This is a genomic window from Desulfopila inferna, assembly GCF_016919005.1.
GTDB classification, from domain to species: Bacteria; Desulfobacterota; Desulfobulbia; order Desulfobulbales; family Desulfocapsaceae; genus Desulfopila_A; species Desulfopila_A inferna.
This window is the reverse complement of sequence record NZ_JAFFQE010000007.1, coordinates 116,322-134,989: the sequence shown is the minus strand read 5'-3', so window position 1 is coordinate 134,989 and position 18,668 is coordinate 116,322. Positions and strand designations below refer to the sequence as shown.

At 47.6% G+C, this 18,668-nt stretch carries 15 protein-coding genes and 1 pseudogene; 6 read left to right on the top strand and 10 right to left on the bottom strand.

Annotation, left to right across the window (positions count from 1 at the left end):
- The first annotated feature begins 430 nt into the window (after nucleotides 1–430).
- The 3 genes from JWG88_RS16630 to dxs all read left to right on the top strand — a co-directional run bounded on the left by JWG88_RS16630 (nucleotide 431) and on the right by dxs (nucleotide 3,574).
- The gene (locus JWG88_RS16630) at nucleotides 431–679 is read left to right on the top strand and encodes an exodeoxyribonuclease VII small subunit (protein WP_205234927.1); all 249 of its coding nucleotides are present in this window, start codon (nucleotides 431–433) and stop codon (nucleotides 677–679) included.
- Complete coding sequence (locus JWG88_RS16625) at nucleotides 654–1,550, top strand: farnesyl diphosphate synthase (protein ID WP_205234926.1); 897 nt, start codon at nucleotides 654–656, stop codon at nucleotides 1,548–1,550. The genes JWG88_RS16630 and JWG88_RS16625 overlap by 26 nt, the downstream gene beginning before the upstream one ends.
- 122 nt (nucleotides 1,551–1,672) lie before the next feature.
- The gene (dxs, locus tag JWG88_RS16620; RefSeq protein WP_205234925.1) at nucleotides 1,673–3,574 is read left to right on the top strand and encodes a 1-deoxy-D-xylulose-5-phosphate synthase; all 1,902 of its coding nucleotides are present in this window, start codon (nucleotides 1,673–1,675) and stop codon (nucleotides 3,572–3,574) included.
- Nucleotides 3,575–3,597: 23 nt separating this feature from the next.
- Here the strand turns inward: dxs and JWG88_RS16615 are convergent, their stop codons facing one another.
- The 5 genes and pseudogenes from JWG88_RS16615 to tatC all read right to left on the bottom strand — a co-directional run bounded on the left by JWG88_RS16615 (nucleotide 3,598) and on the right by tatC (nucleotide 9,154).
- A complete protein-coding gene (locus tag JWG88_RS16615) occupies nucleotides 3,598–4,803 on the bottom strand; it encodes an EAL and HDOD domain-containing protein (protein WP_205234924.1) in 1,206 nt (401 codons plus the stop codon).
- 249 nt (nucleotides 4,804–5,052) lie between these two features.
- Nucleotides 5,053–5,388 carry a PilZ domain-containing protein gene (locus JWG88_RS16610; protein WP_205234923.1) on the bottom strand — a complete coding sequence of 112 codons (336 nt, stop codon included), beginning with the start codon at nucleotides 5,386–5,388 and terminating at the stop codon, nucleotides 5,053–5,055.
- Nucleotides 5,389–5,605: 217 nt separating this feature from the next.
- Nucleotides 5,606–6,616 (bottom strand): NAD-dependent epimerase, encoded by a 1,011-nt coding sequence (locus JWG88_RS16605; RefSeq protein WP_205234922.1) that lies wholly within the window; start codon nucleotides 6,614–6,616, stop codon nucleotides 5,606–5,608.
- Nucleotides 6,617–6,869: 253 nt separating this feature from the next.
- Entirely contained in the window at nucleotides 6,870–8,138 is a 1,269-nt protein-coding gene (locus JWG88_RS16600) for a class II fructose-bisphosphate aldolase (RefSeq protein WP_205234921.1), read from the bottom strand.
- A gap of 237 nt (nucleotides 8,139–8,375) precedes the next feature.
- A pseudogene (gene tatC / locus JWG88_RS16595) lies at nucleotides 8,376–9,154 on the bottom strand (twin-arginine translocase subunit TatC).
- A 290-nt stretch (nucleotides 9,155–9,444) separates the two neighbouring features.
- Between tatC and JWG88_RS16585 the strand changes: the two are divergent.
- The 3 genes from JWG88_RS16585 (at nucleotide 9,445) to JWG88_RS16575 (ending at nucleotide 12,994) form a co-directional block, all read left to right on the top strand.
- Nucleotides 9,445–9,717 (top strand): GIY-YIG nuclease family protein, encoded by a 273-nt coding sequence (locus JWG88_RS16585; protein ID WP_205234918.1) that lies wholly within the window; start codon nucleotides 9,445–9,447, stop codon nucleotides 9,715–9,717.
- A 178-nt stretch (nucleotides 9,718–9,895) separates the two neighbouring features.
- On the top strand, nucleotides 9,896–11,269 hold the full coding sequence (locus JWG88_RS16580) for a sigma-54-dependent transcriptional regulator (protein ID WP_205234917.1): 1,374 nt from the start codon (nucleotides 9,896–9,898) through the stop codon (nucleotides 11,267–11,269).
- Nucleotides 11,270–11,281: 12 nt separating this feature from the next.
- Complete coding sequence (locus JWG88_RS16575; RefSeq protein ID WP_205234916.1) at nucleotides 11,282–12,994, top strand: two-component system sensor histidine kinase NtrB; 1,713 nt, start codon at nucleotides 11,282–11,284, stop codon at nucleotides 12,992–12,994.
- A 32-nt stretch (nucleotides 12,995–13,026) separates the two neighbouring features.
- Here the strand turns inward: JWG88_RS16575 and murA are convergent, their stop codons facing one another.
- The 5 genes from murA to rho all read right to left on the bottom strand — a co-directional run bounded on the left by murA (nucleotide 13,027) and on the right by rho (nucleotide 18,290).
- A complete protein-coding gene (murA, locus tag JWG88_RS16570) occupies nucleotides 13,027–14,307 on the bottom strand; it encodes a UDP-N-acetylglucosamine 1-carboxyvinyltransferase (protein ID WP_205234915.1) in 1,281 nt (426 codons plus the stop codon).
- A gap of 3 nt (nucleotides 14,308–14,310) precedes the next feature.
- Nucleotides 14,311–15,204 (bottom strand): peptide chain release factor N(5)-glutamine methyltransferase, encoded by an 894-nt coding sequence (gene prmC, locus JWG88_RS16565; protein ID WP_205234914.1) that lies wholly within the window; start codon nucleotides 15,202–15,204, stop codon nucleotides 14,311–14,313.
- Nucleotides 15,205–15,212: 8 nt separating this feature from the next.
- Nucleotides 15,213–16,283, bottom strand: a complete 1,071-nt coding sequence (prfA, locus tag JWG88_RS16560; protein WP_205234913.1) for a peptide chain release factor 1 — start codon at nucleotides 16,281–16,283, stop codon at nucleotides 15,213–15,215.
- A gap of 251 nt (nucleotides 16,284–16,534) precedes the next feature.
- The gene (gene rpmE, locus JWG88_RS16555) at nucleotides 16,535–16,756 is read right to left on the bottom strand and encodes a 50S ribosomal protein L31 (RefSeq protein WP_205234912.1); all 222 of its coding nucleotides are present in this window, start codon (nucleotides 16,754–16,756) and stop codon (nucleotides 16,535–16,537) included.
- Nucleotides 16,757–17,039: 283 nt separating this feature from the next.
- A complete protein-coding gene (gene rho / locus JWG88_RS16550; RefSeq protein WP_205234911.1) occupies nucleotides 17,040–18,290 on the bottom strand; it encodes a transcription termination factor Rho in 1,251 nt (416 codons plus the stop codon).
- Nucleotides 18,291–18,668 lie beyond the last annotated feature (378 nt).

Sequence of the window (18,668 nt, the reverse complement as noted above, 5' to 3'; positions counted from 1 at the left end):
GCCCTGGGCCAGAGAATGCGGGGTTTCAGGGGTAAGCAGATGATGTTTTAAATTTACATGCTGCATTTATGACCCTGGAATTATTGGTGAGATTATCTTAATAATTCGTAACTATTCAGCAAGAAATTAAAAACCAGCAGTTTCCCCTGAGCTGTAACTGTTCAGGGCTCCGGGTAAGCACCCTGACGGACCGCAGGTAAGCGCAGACTCCAAGCAGCCCGAAAACTATAGTGTACCTGTGTTTTTCGGGCTGAGCGTGTGCAGATGGGGTGCTGCTGAATAGTTACAATGAGTCTTAATGCATAATATATACAATGAACACTTGCAAGGTTGTTGCATAGTGTAATATATTCTGAGGTTCTGTAGTATATCCATAACATAAATCTGAAACAGCCAAGTACGGCACATCATTTCAGTCAATCATATGACAATGGCAAAGAAAACATTTGAAACCGCCCTGTCCCGCCTGGAAGAAATCACCAGGGAACTTGAAGAAGGTGAGTTAAGCCTGGAAAACAGTCTGAAAAAATTTGATGAAGGTATTAAACTGGCTGACTACTGTAATGCGAGATTAACAGAAGCCAAAGCCAAGGTCGAGATACTGTTGAAAAAAGATGGGGAACTCAAAGCGGAACCCTTTGATGAGGCAGGGAGTGGAGATCAAGAACTATCTGAGTAGTCAGAGGGAAAAAGTGGAAGATGCGCTGAGGCGTTACATTCCGGAGCCGGCACCACCATTTGCAGAGCATCTGGCCTCCATGAAGTACAGCGTCTTTGCCGGAGGAAAAAGAATACGGCCCATCCTCTGCCTTGCCGCCGCCGAAGCAGTTCTGCCCGACAGCGATATACAGGAAAGCCTCCTTCCCATAGCCTGTGCGCTGGAGTGTATTCATACATATTCACTGATACATGATGACCTGCCGGCCATGGACAATGATGAATTGCGGCGGGGCAAACCCACCAATCACGTACTCTATGGTGAAGCCGCAGCCATTCTGGCCGGCGATGGTCTGCTCACCCTTGCCTTCGAATTAATGACCGGTAATAAGGCTACCTCGCTCAGCCCTAAGCAACAGCTTGAAATAACATATATTGTTGCCAGAGCCTCGGGGTCATTCGGCATGGTTGGCGGTCAGGCGCTCGATATTGCCCACGAGCATCAGGACTATCCCTTTGAAATGCTCCGCACCATTCACCGCAGCAAGACCGGAGCGCTGATTACGGCATCAGTCGAGGCCGGCGCCATAGGAGCTGGCGCGGACAGCAGAGCCCGGGATGCCCTGCTTACCTACGGCAACTGTATCGGTCTGGCCTTTCAGATTGTCGATGACCTCCTCAATGCCACTTCGACTACGGAAAAACTGGGTAAAACTGCAGGCAGCGATGAGGCGAAGGGAAAGGCCACATATCCTGCCTTTTTCGGCATCGAAGGGACCCGCCTTAAAGCACGGCAGGCAACCTCAGACGCCCTGGAAGCACTGGCAGACTTCAGCAGTTCGGCCGATCCGCTTCGCGCACTCGCGGAATATATTTATACCCGCTCATATTAGCGGACGGTGTAATTTCATGATATACTACCAAATCAGGCTCTTTAATTTTTCCAATCCGTACTAAAGTCTGTGAAGTGGGTAGTGATCAATCACGTTAAGAAATGATAAGGTAATTTTTCATAATGCTTTCCCCAGAAACAACAGGGCAAACAAAAGTACTGCTTAAGGATATCCAGTCACCGGCGGATCTCCGCGAACTCTCCATGGAACAGCTCAGCAGCTTGGCTGAGGAAATACGCCGACGTATCATAACCACCGTCTCCAAAAACGGCGGCCATCTTGCCCCAAGTCTCGGCGTGGTCGAGCTTACCCTGGCACTGCATCATGTCTTCAATACTCCCGACGACAAACTCATCTGGGATGTCGGGCACCAGTCTTATGCCCATAAATTACTCACCGGAAGGCAGAATGATTTTCACACCCTGCGCCAGTATAAAGGATTGAGCGGATTCCCCAAAAAAGAGGAAAGCGAGTACGACGCCTTTGAGACCGGTCACGCCGCCACCTCTATCTCGGCGGCCCTGGGAATGACCATGGCCAAGGATCTGAAACATAGCACCGATCGAGCCATTGCCGTTATCGGCGATGGTTCGATGACCTCGGGCATGGCCTTTGAAGCCCTCAATCATGCCGGCGATCTCAATAAAAACCTGATAGTCATTCTCAACGACAATGAGATGTCCATCTCGCCTAATGTCGGAGCCATTTCCAGCTTTCTCAGCCGCAAACTGAGCGGTCGTACCATGCGGCGCGTCAAAAATCACCTGGAAGAGAGGCTGCAGTCCCTTTCCAACGTCGGTGAAAACATACTCAACGTGCTGAAAAAAAGTGAAGAAAGTTTCAAAAGCTTCTTTACTCCCGGTATGTTGTTCGAGGCATTCAAGTTCGACTACATCGGACCTATTCCAGGGCATCAACTCAACGATCTCATCGAGGCCTTTGAGATGGTGAGGGACAACATTTCCGGCCCTGTGCTGATCCATGTCCTGACCACCAAGGGTAAGGGATATCCTCCCGCTGAAAATGATCCTGGAATCTACCATGGGCTGGGACCCTTCGATATTGAAAGCGGAAAGCCACTCAAGAGCTCTTCCACTATCAGTTATACCGAAGTCTTTGGAAAAACCATGGTAAAAATGGCCGCCGACGACAACCGGCTGGCGGCAATTTCCGCAGCCATGGTTACCGGCACCGGGCTTACCGAATTTGCCCGGCTTTACCCAGAACGCTTTTTCGATGTCGGTATCGCCGAGCAACACGCCGTCACCTTTGCTGCCGGCCTGGCCGCTGAAGGACTTCACCCGGTTGTGGCCATCTATTCCTCATTTTTTCAGAGAGCAATTGATCAGATTATCCACGATGTCTGCATTCCCAATCTTCCGGTAACCCTGGCGATTGACCGCTCTGGTGTTGTCGGTGATGACGGTTCGACGCATCATGGTGTCTTTGATATTTCCTATCTTCGCTTTATTCCCAATATGGTGCTGATGGCACCGAAAGATGAAAGGGAATTGCAGAATATGCTGTATACCGCGGTCCAGCATGGCGGGCCCACGGCAGTGCGTTATCCCCGAGGTTCAGGCTTCGGAGTCGAACTGGTCGAAAGTCTGGAAAGGCTGGAGATAGGCAAGGGAGAACTCCTCCACGAAGGCGATGATATCCTGCTGCTGCCTGTGGGAAATCGTGTCTACACGGCACTGGAGGCGGTTAAAGGATTGCAGAAGGTCGGCATACAAGCCGCGGTGATAAATCCCAGATTCATCAAACCCCTGGACGGTGACCTTATCTGCGACTGGGCCGCAAAAACAAAAAAGGTGCTGACTATTGAAGATAATTGCAGACAAGGGGGCTTCGGCAGCAGTGTTCTTGAATTGTTCAGCAGGCGCGGTCTTTATGATATAAAAACCTGTTTACTGGCCCACCCTGATCTTTTTATCGAACATGGACCCCAGGAAATACTTCTTAAAAACAACAGCCTTGACACAACGGCCATCATCCGGGCCGCCATCAAGCTGATGAAATAGTCACTCCCCGTCCGCCTCTCCCCCTATACTACTCCGTTGGAATACTTCACCGCCTCCAGATAAATCCCGGGAATGCAGGCGGTGTCTACATGCAACTCCTCCATGCACTGCAGAAATGCTTTATCCTGGTTTCGCTCATAAGCGATAACCGCATCCAGAAATGGAGCCAGCATACCACTGCGCCCGATCAAGGCGTCCTTGACGGCATCCGTCACCGGAAGCTTATCCATCACATCTTCCATTTCCGCATCCAGCATGGTGTCCATAAAGGAAAACATGCCAACCATGAATACTTCGAGATCATATTCCGCCAATAAGCTCCTTTTAGCCAGGAGTTCGCAGAACTTTGCCCGTACCAGAGAGAGTCTGACCAGTTCCGTCGGCTTCTCTGTCGCCAGTTCGGAGACGATAACCAGTATAATAAACCTTCTCAGTTCCTTTTCACCAAGGTAGGCAATGGCATGCTTGACGCTTTTCACCTTTTCGAGTCTATAAAAATAAGCAGAGTTGAGGAAGCGCAGCAGCTTATAGCTGATTGCCAGATCCTGAGAGATGATGCGATGCAGATGCTCCAGGGTGGTCGCTTTTTTACTTACCTCGGCCAGCAGGCTGAAAAGAGTGATTTTCACGGAGGCAAGCTCCTTGACCAGGATCTTCTGAGGCTTGCTGAAAAAGTATCCCTGGTAATAATGAAAGCCGAGTTTGTTGGCCTTCTCGAATTCCTCGAGCGTTTCAACCTTCTCCGCCAGAAGTTTTACCTTATAGTCCGAGAGAAATCGGAGAGTTTTTACAATAGTATCCAGAGGAGTCAGGCGTACATCTATCTTGATGATATCGGCCAGGGCAACAAACGGCTCCATCTTTTTTTGAAAAACAAAATCATCGAGAGCAATGGTGTAGCCGCCGGCCTTGAGATTGGCAATCGCCTCAATCACCGCTCCGCTAGGGTTCACATCTTCGACTACTTCGATGATTATCTGGCTTTTGGGAAAGGAATAAGCAGTTTTATTAAGCAGCAGTTCCTCGGTAAAATTGATAAAGCATGGTTTTTTCCCGGAGATGACACCAATACCCTCAGTCAGAAAAACCGAGCTGAGCAGACTGGTCGTGGCCCTGTCGCCGCTCACTTCCGCCAAAGTATTATTGGCATAACCTCTATAGAGCAGTTCATAGGCATGCAGCTTTTTATGAACATTGAAGATGGGTTGTCGCGCTATATAAAAATCCATACCTGATTGAAAATTCCAAACACGTTGTCAATATACACTTCTTAAATATTCAGCTATTAAGGCGAGAATATAAACGTTTTTGGACAACAAACCAAACAAATAGTTAGTGTAGCTGTCGATTATGATTTTTTGGGGGAATAGTGATGCGATGAAGGCCTGGAAGGAAGGTACCGCAAATCTTAAAAAAGAGATTACCACGAACCATCAGATGGCTCAAATAGCCATCAAGGGCTTTGACTAAACCGGGTATCAGGCGGAGCGCTGTTTTGCTGCAAAATATTTCACAATCCGTTGTCTGTTGTCATCGCTGAGATGAGTGAACTGGACACCAATATTTCCACCGTCATCCCTGACAACCCTGGCACCGATTTCTATTATATCATCAGCATCTTCCAAATCCATGGTGATGAGGATCTTCTCTCGCCGGGCAAGAGGCAGACTGGCTGCAGCAATTGCACATCCACTGCCCGAAATATCTGCAACGACACCATGGCCATTCTCAAATTCGGTTTTAAAGCGAACAGGATGAGCGTTTCCGGCAAATCTCAGGGCCTGTCTTTTGCTGCCTGCCTTGGGCTCATTCATGCTAAGGGCGGAATCTGATTATGGTGAATACTCTATCCATGCATCGAGACCATTCATTGTGACGCAGTCTTTGTTTTTTGTAACTATTCAGCAAAAAGCTAAAAACCGGCAGTTTGCCCTGAACTTTAACTGTTCAGAGATAAGCACCCTGACGGGCATAACCTCTCCCGATTCCGGCTGTACGCCGTTAAGCTCAGACTCCGAGCAGCCGGGAAAATTATATTTTAAAATAATCCCTATACCATCGTACAAATCTCTCGATACCGGTATCAATTGAGGTATCCGGCTTATAATCAAAATCCCTGACAAGGCCTTCGACATCAGCATAGGTAGCCGGAACGTCACCAGGTTGTAGCGGCAGAAAATTCTTATCCGCCTTTTTGCCGAGACATTCTTCAAGGACCTGAATATAGCGAAGCAATTGCTCTTTTTTATTGTTGCCGATATTGTACAATCTATAAGGGCAATAGGAAGAAGCCGGATCAGGGGCATCACCGTGCCAGTCAAAGTCTCCCTCAGGTACTTTGTTAATCACCCGCACAACACCTTCGACAATATCGTCGATATAGGTAAAATCCCGCTCCATATTGCCGTTATTGAAGACATTTATCGGCTGTCCCTCGATAATTGCCTTGGTAAAGAGAAAGAGCGCCATATCCGGTCTTCCCCATGGGCCGTAAACGGTGAAGAACCTGAGCCCGGTTGTCGGTAAACCGAAAAGGTGGCTGTAGGTATGGGCCATCAATTCATTGGCCTTTTTCGACGCAGCGTATAAAGATACCGGATGATCGACATTATCATGCACCGAAAACGGCATCTTGGTATTGGCCCCGTATACCGAACTGGAGGAGGCATAGACCAGGTGTTTCACCCGTGAATGTCTGCAGCCTTCGAGAATATTAACAAATCCTACCAGATTGGTATCCACGTAAGAGTGGGGATTGATAAGCGAATATCGGACTCCTGCCTGTGCAGCAAGATTGACGACAGCATCAAATTGATACTGCTGAAAGAGTTTTTCCATACCCTGCCGGTCGCTAAGATCAAGATCGATATGGGTAAAACCGTCGCCTTCGGCAAGTGTCGCCATGCGGTCTCTCTTAAGTTGCGGATCGTAATAATCGTTGAGGTTATCAAGACCCACCACTTCAGATCCATTGGCAATAAGCCTTTGGGCCAGATGTGCTCCAATGAAACCGGCAGCACCTGTTATAAGTATTGTGTTCATCAAAAAAATAACCGGTAGTAAATATTTTGCAGGTCCACTCCATGCTGTCCTGCTTATACTCGCTTCTTCAGATCGAGCTTTTCACGAGTCCATCCATCTTGATGGACTCGTGAAAAGTTAGCATCTGTGATTGCCAAGTAAAAAGCTTCATATTCAAGGAGCGCAAATTTTCTATCATTTCGGTGTACTAAAGTACGTCGTAATGATAGAAAATTTGTAGCAACGAAGAAGATGAAGAGTTTTTACGACGTCATCAATCTTCAAAGTCACCTTCGGGACCGACATTGATATCCAACAATTTCGCTTTTGCTATAATCTTCTCTTCAGTCCACTCGGCGGGTTCTTCGATTCGCTCAGCCTTGGCGCCAAGATCATGCGTGCCCGCCTGTGCAATGATATCTTTGGCAATATCCGCGGTATCAGTGGCATTGAAAACATTGACAAGCATGTTGTAGACAAAATCCTCGACTCTCTTTGCCATGCGCTCTCGAACATCCCGCGACTGTCCCAGCAGGACATTTTCAAACGGCAGATTGAGTTTTTTGAAGTTTCCGCCTTTCCAGCCCTTTTCTTCAGCATAGGCAACCATTTTTTCCCAGTTTTCCTCAGAAACCCCTTCTCCACTGACCTTTTTAAAGTTTCCACTGGCATCCAGGATAGCGTTGCCGTAATCGTTGACCTCCACCCCCCACGATACCATCTGCAGGGCAGTAGCCACATTTGCCTTAGTCGTGTTTGTCTTGTTGGCTATCTCGCGAAGACGTTCGGAACTGTTGCCCGATGTACCGTGCTGGGCGCCGGAAACACCATAAGGTTCAAGACTGCGATGAATATCGGCAGTGAGTTCCACCTGAATGCCCTGGCCGCTTGCTTCGATACCGTGGACTGAACCATTGTTGAGGGCAATCCAATCAGCGAAGATATTATGGGCATTAAGTCCTTTTATAAGAAAGGAGGCGTCATCGACGGTGGAGAGGCCCTCCGCACCCTTGATTTCTCCGACCTCTGTCTCCAGGGAGGCCCATCCGGGAACAAACTCATAGAGTTCGAGATTGGCCAGAAGGTTCTTGTCATCGGGCATATGCGAGGCATCTATGGCAATCGATGTTATGCCGGCATCAAACATTGAAGGGATCTCGACTTTGGCAGAGGCTATATCGTCAGCGCTTTTTATACCATAATGATCGGCATGTATCGCCACCGGAACGGTAATGCCGAGCTCATTGCAAATGGCATCGGTTTGTCTGGCAATATTCCAGAAATTGACATAGCAGTATTTTGATTCCGATTTGGCAATTTCCACGATAATGGCGGAATTGGCACGCTGCGCAGCCTGCAGCGCTCCCCGCAGTACCATGTGGGAGCGGCCGTTGGCGGCAATTGCTATCGCCTTCCCTTTCTTCAGCATTGCTCTATCGATAACCTTACCGCTAACGAGCAGAGCCCTGGAATGAGGGAAAAGCTTTTTCACATTCGGCGGACGACCTATTTCCAGTAGTTTCATAAAAGAGTTATCAGTCATATAAACCTCCAGTCTTCAGATTACGGCTTATTGAATTGGAATTTCAAGATACTAGAAGCATATATCTTTTTTCCCATGAAACCAAGAAAATGAATGATTTTTTTTAATTTCGCAGAGTTTCACGTTTTCTTACGATTTCTTAGAAAAAGCTTTATGATTGAGTTCAATCTTGACGATAATAAGCATAAGACAACCAAAAGGAGAAATCCTGGGTACTGTAACTCCTTTACGGGTTCATCATTCGACAGGTTGAGAAGCGTCACCAAAATCTTTAAATTGCTTTCTGCCGAAAACCCAGACGGCAACGACACTGATTTCGTAAAGAACAATCAGCGGTCCTGCCATCATTAACTGGTTAACAACATCAGGCGTAGGCGTGAGTATTGCCGCAATAACGAAATTGATCAGGAAAGCATACTTGCGGTTGCGATTGAGAAAAGCAACATCAATGACACCGATTTTGGCAAGAAACACCATCAGAATGGGTATTTCAAAAATGACACCGAAGGCAATCAGCAAACGCAGGGAAAGAGAGAAATACTCACCCACGGCAGGAAGGGAGGTAAGGTATTCATTGTTGTATCCGACAAGAAATTTAAAGGCCGGTGGAAAAACCACGAAATAGCCGAAGGCCGAACCACCCAGGAAACAGAGGGTTGATAAGATTGTAAAAGGGATTAAAACCTTTTTTTCATGCTTGAACAGTCCCGGTGCTATAAATCGCCATATCTGCCAGAAAATAACCGGGGATGCCATCAATATACCACAGACAACGGCTAATTTTAGGTAAAAAAAAACCCTTCCTGGTATGAGGTGAAAATCAAAGACGTCCCCTCCGGCAATACTTCTACCAGAGGACGGAAAAACCAGCTGCCGATCGGCCGTATGAAGCCGTAGGAAATACCGAAGCCTATGAAAATAGCGATAAAAGCGATGATAAGGCAGGACCGCAGCTCCCGCAGATGCTCGGTGAGGGCCTGATTTTCAAACTGATTACTTGAATTTAGATCTTCCATTTTTTCTAATTTATTTTACTATTGCCGGAGTGTCAGGATTAAAGAGACATCTTTTACCAGTTGCCGTCGCAATTTGCAATACCTTGCCGGAATATGGACATCCTAACCATCCCTGCGGATTTTGGACCTTTCAGATTGTTTTCCGGCTCTATTTTCTTTTTGCAGGAAGATCTGCCTCAAGGCTCCAGCCAGTTCAGCTGGTTAGGACGATAAATGATAAGCACGCGGCGCCGGAAACACACCGGATTTCCTCTCCGGCTCTCTTTCCAGACTGCTATTTGAAGAAGAACATGAAAACCACCACCGCCCATTGGTATGTCTATATGGTTTCCTGCGCGGACAACTCCATTTATACAGGTATAACGACGAATCTTCAACGACGGATTCTGGAGCACAACAGCCCACGAGGAGGAGCCAGATACACACGAAGCAGACAACCTGTAGTTCTTGTCTATTACGAAGAATATCCCGATAGATCACTGGCAAGCAAGCGCGAATTTCACCTGAAGAAGCTTTCTCCCGGGAGAAAACGTGCCCTGGTTACCTCAACACCTGTTGAATAAAGTGTTTTTTTACCATATATACTGTTTTACAATATTCCGGCTTGTTTTTTTCTTTTTCACCAGGTTTACGTTCGCAGGAGAGACGATTCTTTGAAAAATAAACTGATCCATATAATAGCACCCCGTTTGTCTGACGACATCATCCCCAGGATACTCAACACCCCATCCAGGAACTGATATGACCAGAATATTAGTCGTTGATGATGAACAGAGCATGCGTGATTTTCTCCAAATCCTGCTGCACAAAGAAGGTTACGCTGTCGATACGGCAAATAATACCGATGCTGCCCTGAAGAAGCTGAAAAATTCCGGTTTCGACCTGGTTATAAGCGACATCCGCATGCCGGGAACCAGCGGTCTGGAGATGCTCGGGATGGTAAAGGAACTGTATGCCGATCTTCCCGTTATCATGATTACCGCCTTCGCTTCCCCCGATGATGCAGTTTCCGCCATGAAAAACGGCGCCTTCGACTACATCTCCAAGCCCTTTAATGTCGACGAAATTAAATCTGTTATCGAGTCCGCCACTTCGCAGAAAAGTGAACCGCAATCCCGTGAGCAGCTCGCTGATTCCTTTCCCGGCATCATCGGCAAGAGCAGGGAGATGCTGAAAATCTTCGATCTCATCAGCAGAATCGCTCCCACTCCCGCCAATGTTCTGATCTATGGGGAATCGGGTACAGGCAAAGAGCTTGTGGCCAAGGCAATCCATCTCAACAGCAAGGTCGACGCCGACCATTTTGTTCCAATCACCTGCAGCGCTATTCCCGAAGAACTCATGGAAAGCGAACTGTTTGGCCACGTGAAGGGATCATTTACAGGCGCCATCGGCGATAAGGCCGGACTTTTTATGGAGGCTGACAGCGGCACTGCTTTTCTAGATGAAATCGGCGAGCTGACTCCGATAATCCAGACAAAATTGTTGCGTGTCCTCCAGGAACGAGAAATCAAACCGGTGGGCTCCACAATAATTAAACCGATAAACGTTCGCATTATTGCGGCTACCAACCGAATTCTTGAGGATGAAATTGTAGCCGGACGCTTTCGGGAAGACCTTTTCTATCGCCTTGCCGTTGTTCCCATACGGGTTCCTCCTCTGCGTGAAAGAAAGGGTGACGTGCCCCTGCTGGTTGATTATTTTCTGCAAAAATATTCACGGCTGCTCGGCAAGGAAGTACAGAAAATTTCTTCCTATGCCTTGCAGGTTCTGATGAACTACGACTATCCCGGAAATGTCAGAGAGCTGGAGAACATCATAGAGCGAGGAGTCGCCCTGGCAAGCACCAATATCATTCTGCCGGAGAGCCTTTCTCTTGCCGGCGGTCTGCGGGAAAATAAGCAAAGGATAAGTGGTGAACCGTTATTCCATGCGGTGGAGAATGAACAGGAGTTATTTGATACCGGGCTCGATAAGGTCATGGCCCGTCTGGAAAAGCGTATTATCAGACATGCGCTTGAAAAGACAAACAATTCTAAGATGAAAGCGGCAGATTTGCTGCAGGTTAGTTTCCGATCGCTCCGCTATAAAATCACCAAGTACGGTATCAACTAAGAGATGTTTTCTTTGCGAAGACTCTTGGGACTCTCATTTTCCGTGACCAGAGGTGTAATTCAGATCCTGCGGCAGCAGCTGCTATGGATGTTGCTTCTTCGCATCGTTCTCTACACCTTGCTTCTGGGCGTCACCTATATTTTAAGCGATCTCCATTTCAGCGTTATCATACTGCCCAATTCAGTACTCATCCTCCTGCTGCTTTCGGTTTATACTATTTCGATCGTCTCCGCCCTTATTCTTATCAGGCTGGAAAGGAATCTGCAGAAATTTGGTTTTCTCCAATGTATTCTCGACACCATCTTCGCCAGCCTGCTGGTCTATTCAACCGGCATCTCCAACTCGATTTTCACCTCTGTATACTTCTTTTCGATTATTACCGGCGGGCTGCTTCTGCCACGCCGTGGCGGATTGATCGCTGCGGCAGCGGCCACTATTTCATATGGCTTTATTCTTTTTCTCGAATTCCAGGGAATCGTTCCCGATTATTTCCTGGTCTTCGATTTCAATCCGATGCAGAAGCTTCAGGAACTTGTCAATCTCTTCGCCGTAAAAGGATTAACCTTTTTCCTGGCCGCATTGTTAAGCGCCATGTTCGGCATACGCCTGCATTCAACGGAAGAAGTGTTATCGGATACCATCTACAGTTTCGACAAGCTCTCTCATCTGTATAAGACAATATTTGATAATATCTCCACCGGAATAATTACCACAAATGATCAGCACATCATCACTTCTGCCAATACCGCGGCGCGAAACATCATCGACTATTCCCTGGACGAACTCATTGGCCACGATCTGACCAGGATTTTACCGCACCTGAATCTGAGCAGCAGGGCAACCCGGCAAGCTATCGATTTTTACAAAAAGGACGGCACCAAGATACGTATCGGCTACTCCCTGACTTCACTGCATATGCCCTCAAAAGATCTCTCCGGCAAAAAAATCTCTTCCATCTACGAGGAAGACAGTAAACTTGTAACACTTCAGGATATCAGTGAGATAGAAAAGTTGGAAAGCAAAATACGGCAGGGGGAGAAATTAGCAGCCATAGGAATGATGAGTGCGGGGATAGCCCATGATTTCCGGAATCCTCTAACCGCCATCTCCGGTTCTGCCCAAATCCTGGCCGGCGAATTTTCTTCTGCCGGCTCAGCTGGAAACAAAGAAAACATGATGTTGACTAACATCATCCTGCGCGAATCGAACCGGCTCATTTCAACAATTGCCGACTTTCTCAAGTTCGCCCGTCCCGATCTCGTTGAACGATACTGGTTCTCACTGCTCAACTGCATTGAAGAAGTGCTTCAGGTCTGCCGGGCTGATCCGGAATGGCCGGAGACCAGTACCATCAAAATCGATATTGATCCCAGAACAGATGTATGGGCCGATGAAAAACAATTTTTCACCATAATGAATCACCTGATCCAAAACAGCATAGCCTTTTGTGCTGAAGGGCAGGAAATCATTCGGATACGGGCAAGGGAGCAGACCCTCTCTGACGATAAGGGAAATCTTGTCATTTCCGTAGAGGATAATGGCCCTGGAATCGACAAGGAAATGTATGAAAAAATCTTTGAGCCATTTTATACCAACCGCGCAGATGGTACAGGGCTGGGGCTGACTATAGTCCAGCAGATAGTGGAAGGACACAAAGGTTCGATCAGTATCTCTCGCTCATCGCTGGGTGGCGCGAAATTTACCGTCACTCTTCCTCTCTATTAAGTAACCAAAGAGAGATATCTCAGGTCCGCTGACTATTCCTGCTCCTTCCAGACCCTTGCCCCCAGATTGCTCAGCTTGTCGACCAGTTTTTCATAGCCGCGTTCAAGATGATAGATCCTGGAGATTTCCGTCCTGCCTGAAGCGGCGAGCCCGGCAATCACCAATGAAGAGCTGGCGCGTAGATCCGTAGCCATTACAGGTGCACCTAAAAGACCTTTAGTACCGACACCCTTGACCACGGCCGTATGGCCATCGGTCTGGATATCCGCCCCTAGTCTGCGTAATTCGGCAACATGCATGAATCTGTTTTCAAAAATTGTCTCCTTGATTACCGATACCGAATTACTCAAGGACATCAAGGCCATGAATTGGGCCTGCAGATCAGTGGGGTATCCTGGATAGGGCATGGTTTTTATGTCGGCGCTGCCGATTGAAAACTCCCCGCCACCATTACCCCTGGCTGCGATATGGATACTGCTGCCGTCCTCTTCAATCAGGCACCCTGCTGTTCTCAGTTTATCCAGCAGTGAAGGAAGATGGGAAGGATTACAGCCGCTGATGGTCGCTTCTCCTCCCGTTGCACAGACCGCGATAAGATATGTTCCTGCCTCAATACGATCAGGAATGATTTCACATTCCGCCGGCCTTAGTTTTTCAACTCCCTGAATTGTGAGTCTGTCGGTATCCTTTCCTTCTATCACGGCACCCATGCCGACCAGCATATCGACTAGATTACCTATTTCAGGTTCCTTTGCCGCATTTTTTATGACGGTTGTTCCCTGGGCGAGTGTCGCTGCCATAAGTATATTTTCTGTGCCTGTGACGGATGGTATATCAAAATTAATGCTGCCGCCCTGCAGCCTGCCGTCAATCTCGGCATCGACATAGCCCTGCTCAAGCCGAATATTGACCTTCATCTTCTCAAAACCGCGTATATGAAAATCTATGGGCCTCTCACCTATGGCGCAGCCTCCGGGCAGCGACACCCGGGCCCTGCCAAGACGCGCAAGTAGAGGGCCAAGAACGAGCACGGATGCCCGCATGGTTTTGACAAGCTCGTATGATGCTTCAGAGAATCCGAGCCTGGTGCTGTCGATGTTCAACGAGTAACCGTCATAATGCCAGGTGACGCCAAGGCTTTCCATGAGCTTGAGAAATGTTCTGGTATCACGCAGATCAGGAACGTTGCGCAGTATGTGCCGCCCCGGAGTGAGCAGAGTAGCGGCAATAAGGGGCAGTGCGGCATTCTTGGCACCGCTGATTTTCAGATGGCCTCTCAGAGGAATGCCGCCTTCGATGATGAGCTTTTCCATCGTTCACTCTTGGTATTGATTGGTCTTGGCGTACAGTACGCGATCCCTGCCGCTGTAATCCTTATACGTCTCAATTACTGTAAAATATCTGCCGTTGACAGAAGCGGAGGCAAATTCTTTTTTGACCTCATCTGCCTGGTCGGCCCCGAACTCCATGAAAAACATTCCGGACGGGGTGAGGTAGTTCAGTACTTCCAAAGCGATGCGGCGGATAGATGAAAGCCCGTCCAGACCGCCGTCCAGGGCTATACGGGGTTCAAAATCGGCCACTTCCGGTTCGAGCTCCTGCTCGATCTCATCCCGCCGCACATAAGGAGGGTTTGAGACTATCAGTGGAAATGTTGCCTGCTCCAACCCTGAGAACATATCGGAGAGAAGCGGGGTGATACGCTCTGCAACATTATGTTTTTTACTGTTTTGGATGGTCACGGCGAGAGCTTTCTCGGAGCAATCAAGGGCCCAGACCCTGCAATTCAACTCAATTGCCAAAACTATGGCAATCACCCCGCTGCCGCAGCATAGATCGACACAGCGATCAATTACTGCTTTTGCCTCCTTGACTTTACGAAAAACCGTTTCCAGCAGAAATTCCGTTTCCGGCCTTGGCACGAGAACATCCCTGTTCACCTGGAAAGAGAGCGACCAGAATTCTCTTTCCTCAAGGATGTAGGCGACAGGCTCGCGAGCGGCACGCCTTTCAATAAGAGAAAAGAAGCGCTGAGAGGCATCGCCATCTACCTGATCCATACCATGCAGAAAGAGTTCGGTCCTGCTCATGCTCAGGCAATAGCCGAGCAGCAGTTCTGCATCTCTGACGGCATCTGGTACTCCACATTCACTGAGCTTTTCCTCACCATACCGTAAGAGCCGGGCTATCTTCATATTCCCAAAATGCATCCAACTTCCTACTGCACCTTCTTGAGCTTTTCGGCCTGATCATGATCGATTAAAGGATAAATCACTTCATCGAGTTTTCCGTTCATGATGTTTTCCAGCTTATACAGGGTCAGATTGATACGGTGATCCGTCAATCTTCCCTGGGGAAAGTTATAGGTTCGGATTCTCTCGCTTCTATCACCGCTGCCGACCTGAGACTTGCGATCCTGGCTGATCTTATCATGATGTTCCTGCTCCATCTTATCAAGTAATCTGGCCCGCAACACAGTCAGTGCCTTTGCTTTATTTTTATGTTGGGACTTCTCATCCTGACAGATTACCACCAGACCGGTGGGCAGATGGGTTACGCGCACCGCGGAGTCAGTGGTGTTGACACTCTGTCCTCCGGGCCCGGAGGAGCGAAAGACATCGAATTTGAGCTCATTCATATCAATTTTGAGATCAACTTCTTCAGCTTCCGGCAAAATGGCAACGGTCACCGCAGAAGTATGTATTCTTCCCTGTGTCTCCGTCTCGGGTACACGCTGGACCCGGTGGACGCCGCTCTCATATTTCAGCTTGGAATAGACGCTGTCGCCGCTGATAAGTGCGATGATTTCTTTGAAGCCGCCGATGCCGAGAGGACTTGAACTCATCGTCTCAACACGCCAACCTTCATTCTCGGCAAATCTGCAATACATCCTGAAAAGATCTGCGACAAACAGGGCGGCTTCATCACCACCGGTCCCGGCACGTATCTCGAGAAAGATATTCTTATCATCGTTTGGATCTTTGGGCAGAAGGAAGATACGAATTTCCTGTTCAAGCTTCTTCTTTCTTTCCTGCAGAATTTCATTTTCCTCCCGGGCCATCTCCCGAAGGTCGCTGTCCTCTTTAAGGTCATGAATAATAGTGTTATTGCCCTCAATCTCCTGCTCAACTTTTTTATACTTGCCGTAGAGTTCATTGAGCCGGTTCAGCTGGGTATGCTCCCGCACCACATTCTGGTATTCTTTCTGGTTATCCATTAGAGATGGATCAGAAAGACGTCCTTCCAGGTGAGAGATTTTCTCTTCGAGGTCTTCGAATTTATTATACATTATGATGCCGTAAAAAATAGAATTTGAAATGGCTGAAGACTTTGTTCATCCCGCTCAAGGATAAGAGCGGACACCAGGTATAGCGACTTGGAACCCCGGAATGAAATGAAGTGGCTGAAGATTACGATACCATCTAAGTGCTTCGTGGCAACTTCTACGAGATTATCAAAAATGAAAAAAGTCCACAACGGATGAAAATGTTGTGGACTCTTAATTCTGTATCAGCACGGGGAACCCCATACTTGATGATACTATGCTTCTTTCTTGTTCTCGAAGTGTTTGGCGTATCGCTTCTTGAATTTTTCGATCCTGCCTGCTGTATCAATAAGTTTTTGCTTACCGGTAAAAAACGGATGACAAGCCGAGCATATTTCCACATTTATCTCTTTGTTCACAGAACCAAGCTCAACCTCGTTTCCACAGGCGCAGACAGCCTTAATTTTGTTATATTCCGGATGTATATCTGGTTTCATCTTTCCTGACTCCTTCGAAATTTACATATATCGTTCAATGCTCAAGTTTTCTCATCTTGACTCAAAACGCAAACTTGACAGTATATCCTATCAAAGAATAATTTCAAGCATAAACAGCATCTTTAAAAACCGCAAATGAAGAGTTGTATATTATTCAATCACCTCATAAACAACCGTGGCCAATGTGGCTTGGGCTCAATCCCATAGAATAAGCTCTTACTATAAGTTAATCAACTGAAGATCTCAGATTTCTGTTTGTGTGGCACTACGAATGGCTATGCCATCAACTGTTCATTGAATCCAGAAACTCGGCATTTGTCTTAGAATGTTTCAGCTTATCTATAAGAAATTCCATCCCGTCTGCGGGGTTCATCGAAGCAAGCAGCTTTCGCAGAATCCAGATTCTCTGGATCAGGCTCGAATCAAGAAGCAGATCCTCCTTCCGGGTTCCGGAACGTTTAATATCCATTGCCGGGAAAATGCGTTTATCCGACATTTTTCTATCAAGAATCAACTCCATGTTGCCGGTGCCTTTAAACTCCTCAAAGATTACCTCGTCCATTTTGCTTCCCGTCTCCACCAGTGCGGTAGCTAAAATGGTAAGGCTGCCTCCTTCCTCTATATTCCGGGCTGCTCCGAAAAAACGTTTCGGTCGGTGCAGGGCATTCGCTTCAACGCCACCTGAGAGAATTTTTCCACTGGACGGAGTGACGGTATTGTAGGCACGGGCCAGACGAGTGATGCTGTCGAGCAGGATGACCACGTCTTTGCCGTGTTCAACGAGTCTTTTGGCCTTTTCAATAACCATCTCAGCAACCTGAATATGCCGTTGAGGGGGTTCATCAAAGGTAGAGCTGACAACTTCTGCAGCCTTGACCGAACGTGCCATCTCCGTCACTTCTTCAGGCCGCTCATCTATAAGGAGGACGATGAGATATACTTCCTTGTGATTGCGGACAATAGAGTTGGCTATTTTCTGCATCAATACGGTCTTGCCGGTTCGGGGAGGGGCTACAAGCAGTCCTCGCTGACCCTTTCCGATCGGTGAAAACATATCCATTAGGCGCATGGAGTAGTTGTCGGGCTGCCACTCTAAATTGAACTTTTCGTTAGGGTGCAGCGGGGTCAGGTTGGTATAAATGGTTTTCTGCTTAACTGCATCCGGTGGATCGTAGTTGACGCTTTCCACTTTGAGCAGTGCGAAATAGCGCTCTCCTTCTTTGGGAGCGCGTACCAGTCCTTCAATGACGTCACCGGTGCGCAGATTAAGCCGCCGTATCTGTGAAGGTGAAACATATATATCATCGGGACCGGGAAGATAATTGTAGTCGGGAGCTCGTAAAAAGCCGAAACCGTCTGGAAGAATCTCCAGAACTCCATTGCCGCGCATCTGACCTTCTTTGTCTGACTGCGCCTGCAGGAGTGCAAAGATAAGTTCCTGCTTGCGCATGGAACTATAGCCCTCGATCTTAAAACTACGTGCAAGTTTTACCAAGTCACCGATTTTTTTGACTTTTAGTTCCGCCAAATTCATTTATTGCTTTCTCCTTTCAAAACACAGCGGTATTTTAACAGTGGTAATAAGTTTATCCTTCACAGGTAATCATGACAAAGTTTGCCAAATTCTCCGGCACGGGGCCCACCAGGCAAGCTTTCCCGGTTTAATCAATGATTTGGTTGGATTATTGTATAGATTGGTGAAGAATGAATTATATTATGAAACAGGTCTTTTCTTTAACCCGGTATATGGGCAGGATTTTCTAATTGGTACCTTGGCAAAGAATTTCTTAGTTTTAAAATAGGATTTCGTGAAGGTACTTTCCCGCTTGTGGGTTAGCTTTTTGTTGCTAAGAGTGTTTTTGATCCATCAAGGGCAGGATACTCTTTCCGGTTGATGCTTCTCTTATACGGT

Coding starts and splice junctions, on each gene's coding strand:
- JWG88_RS16630 (WP_205234927.1), top strand. CDS start 431: ATGGCAAAGAAAACATTTGAAACCGCCCTGTCCCGCCTGGAAGAAATC.
- dxs (WP_205234925.1), top strand. CDS start 1,673: ATGCTTTCCCCAGAAACAACAGGGCAAACAAAAGTACTGCTTAAGGAT.
- JWG88_RS16615 (WP_205234924.1), bottom strand. CDS start 4,803: ATGGATTTTTATATAGCGCGACAACCCATCTTCAATGTTCATAAAAAG.
- JWG88_RS16610 (WP_205234923.1), bottom strand. CDS start 5,388: ATGAATGAGCCCAAGGCAGGCAGCAAAAGACAGGCCCTGAGATTTGCC.
- JWG88_RS16605 (WP_205234922.1), bottom strand. CDS start 6,616: ATGAACACAATACTTATAACAGGTGCTGCCGGTTTCATTGGAGCACAT.
- JWG88_RS16600 (WP_205234921.1), bottom strand. CDS start 8,138: ATGACTGATAACTCTTTTATGAAACTACTGGAAATAGGTCGTCCGCCG.
- JWG88_RS16585 (WP_205234918.1), top strand. CDS start 9,445: ATGAAAACCACCACCGCCCATTGGTATGTCTATATGGTTTCCTGCGCG.
- JWG88_RS16580 (WP_205234917.1), top strand. CDS start 9,896: ATGACCAGAATATTAGTCGTTGATGATGAACAGAGCATGCGTGATTTT.
- murA (WP_205234915.1), bottom strand. CDS start 14,307: ATGGAAAAGCTCATCATCGAAGGCGGCATTCCTCTGAGAGGCCATCTG.
- prmC (WP_205234914.1), bottom strand. CDS start 15,204: ATGCATTTTGGGAATATGAAGATAGCCCGGCTCTTACGGTATGGTGAG.
- prfA (WP_205234913.1), bottom strand. CDS start 16,283: ATGTATAATAAATTCGAAGACCTCGAAGAGAAAATCTCTCACCTGGAA.
- rpmE (WP_205234912.1), bottom strand. CDS start 16,756: ATGAAACCAGATATACATCCGGAATATAACAAAATTAAGGCTGTCTGC.
- rho (WP_205234911.1), bottom strand. CDS start 18,290: ATGAATTTGGCGGAACTAAAAGTCAAAAAAATCGGTGACTTGGTAAAA.